Source organism: Thiorhodococcus mannitoliphagus (assembly GCF_010915725.1).
Classification (GTDB): Bacteria; Pseudomonadota; Gammaproteobacteria; order Chromatiales; family Chromatiaceae; genus Thiorhodococcus; species Thiorhodococcus mannitoliphagus.
The window spans coordinates 1-2,243 of the sequence record NZ_JAAIJR010000292.1 but is presented as its reverse complement, the minus strand read 5'-3'; the positions used below and the strand labels follow the sequence as shown (position 1 = coordinate 2,243).

The 2,243-nt window shown below is 50.4% G+C and carries 2 protein-coding genes; one reads left to right on the top strand and one right to left on the bottom strand.

Annotated elements, in window-relative coordinates:
* Positions 1-420: 420 nt before the first annotated feature.
* Positions 421-1,197 carry a sulfotransferase domain-containing protein gene (locus G3480_RS26250; protein ID WP_164657146.1) on the top strand — a complete coding sequence of 259 codons (777 nt, stop codon included), beginning with the start codon at positions 421-423 and terminating at the stop codon, positions 1,195-1,197.
* 841 nt (positions 1,198-2,038) lie between these two features.
* Here the strand turns inward: G3480_RS26250 and G3480_RS28050 are convergent.
* Positions 2,039-2,243, bottom strand: a 205-nt coding sequence (locus tag G3480_RS28050) for a hypothetical protein (protein WP_206171917.1), incomplete at its 5' end; no start/stop codon positions are given.

The following is a 2,243-nucleotide window of genomic DNA, read 5'->3' as shown; positions in this document are numbered from 1 at the left end:
TGCTGCGCCGTGGTGTGCTGACGCACCAACGCCTCCAACTGGGTACGTTCTTTGTCGGTGAGGGAAACGGGAATCGGGGTACAGCGTGGCATCGTGTCATCAACTCATCGGCGAAACTCAAGACAGATGAGTAGGATGCCATCGATCGCCCAGAAACAGTATTAGGACTTTCACTCTAGACCACTAGAATCTTCTTTAACATTTGAAGTGACTTAAAGTCAGTTATTTATATTAGTTAAGCGCTCCCGTCGTCCTCATGTCAAATGAAACATCTATATATAGACGTTTCATCTCTTATGGAGGCGCTAGAATCTAATTTAAGAAACAAATTTCTGTGAAATCAGTTATCTATATTAATTAAAACCCCTTGGCGTCCTCTTGGCATATGAAGCATCTATATGTTAAATATTGAGGTTAAACATGAAGCAGCGAATGATCGGTGTATCTTCTTTTGTTAATCATTTTGTTGCTAGCCGTTTTCCTAAATCCTGTCCATTTATCCTGGTGTGCGAGTTCCCTCGTTCGGGAGCAAATTGGATTCGAGATATGATTGGAGATGCATTGCAGCTACCTGTCCCACGTTCTAGCTTACTGCCAATTACTTTTTCGGCGCTCGTGCACTCACACTTTCCGCAACCGGTACTCAAGGGGCGCGCGGTTTATGTTGTTCGGGATGGCAGGGATGTGCTGGTATCGCATTACTACAAGACGTTGCAGACGATTCGTGCCGGAACACCAGAACAACGACGTCGTGCGATTAAGCTTCATCCCTCAATGGGGGGAGTCGATGGTGATATAAAACTAGGCAGTGAAATACGTGCCTTCTATGACGAGTGGAAATGCCGCCCTTTGGGATCTAGGGTGGATTGGGGTGAGCACGTCAAGGGCTGGCTGAATGCGAAGGCGAGGGGTGTCGTCGTGGTGCGTTACGAGCGTATGCTGGAGGAGCCAAACGAGACACTTCGCTCAGCTCTGTGCCGACTTGGTGGGGAAGATCCGAACGAAATCGCTATCGATTTCGCTGTTCAGAGGAATACGTTTGAATCGAAGACGGGCCGAGCACCTGGTCAGGTCGACAACAATCAGAACCGACGTTCCGGCCAGTCGGGCGGGTGGCGTGAAGCACTTCCGCCAGATATTCAGGCGAGATTCTTAGTCGATTTTGGCGATGCCCTAGATCTTGTGACGGCACTCTAGTGCAACACCTCCGCACGACGCGAAAATGGCGCCCGTGCTTGTCTTCATCCGGCAGGCCGTTCGACTGGAGTGTCACCGTCCTCAAGCTTGTTTGCCAGGTGGGATCTTAAGGCTTAGACGCTGTATAAGAAGTAACTGACTGATTTTGTTGGCCTGCTTCTCGAGGTTTTCTAGCTTTGAAGACCATTTTGAGGCCCTATCAACAGCAAGCTTTTGATTTTTCGACGGTCAGTTCCTCTACAGTGTCTTAGCTTTTTACCGGTGTCACAGACAGAAGTCGGCTGTCAGCACAGCGCGATCGTCGTTGGTGCCCGCAAGCCGAAGATCTGCCGGAACTCCGTCGGGTCAACACTGCTCTGGGGGCAAGAGCAGTTTCGCCCGTGCGGTAGTTTTCCAGACATGGATTATCTGCAAAATCAATGTACACACAACAAGAATTTCTGTGGGGTCTTCGGATATGGATGAAATTGCGGTGCTATGCTCATAGTGTGATTCGGATAAAGTCACGAAACTACGAAAGACAGATAAAGGCGAGCAGCGCTATTCGTGTAACAACGAATCCTGATCAACCAACACCTCCATCTTAGACTACAACTATCAGGGACACCTTCCTGAAGTCGAGCTAACCACCTACTGGGCCTTGATCATCGTCTCGCCCAAGACCGATAAAAGCACTCAACTAAAGCAATTTTTACCCGAAAAATCCGAGTCTTACTTGAACGACCGAGGTTGCATCACGGCAGGTGGACCGAACGATGATCAAGGCCACCTACTGCAAGTAGGTGGCTTGAAGTGCGCACTGAAAGTGCTGTTCAGGCTAGAGCCAGCAGGGCTGTGAAGGTCATACAAAGTGAACGCAACAACTCCTGTCGGTCGCCACGGCCTCCACGCGGCTGAATCGCCCGAGCAGCGCGAGTCGCGAGTCCTCGGTACAATCGCGCCCTTTTGTAACCAGCGGGCTGTTGACGATGTTGCTGAATCCACTGCTTGAGCGCTTTGCCGAGCATTTCCCCATCCCCACCATGGCGCGCGCGGTGTTGGAGCGC

What these genes read in the sequence shown, in the direction of transcription:
- G3480_RS26250 (WP_164657146.1), top strand. Translation starts at nt 421, where the DNA reads ATGAAGCAGCGAATGATCGGTGTATCTTCTTTTGTTAATCATTTTGTT.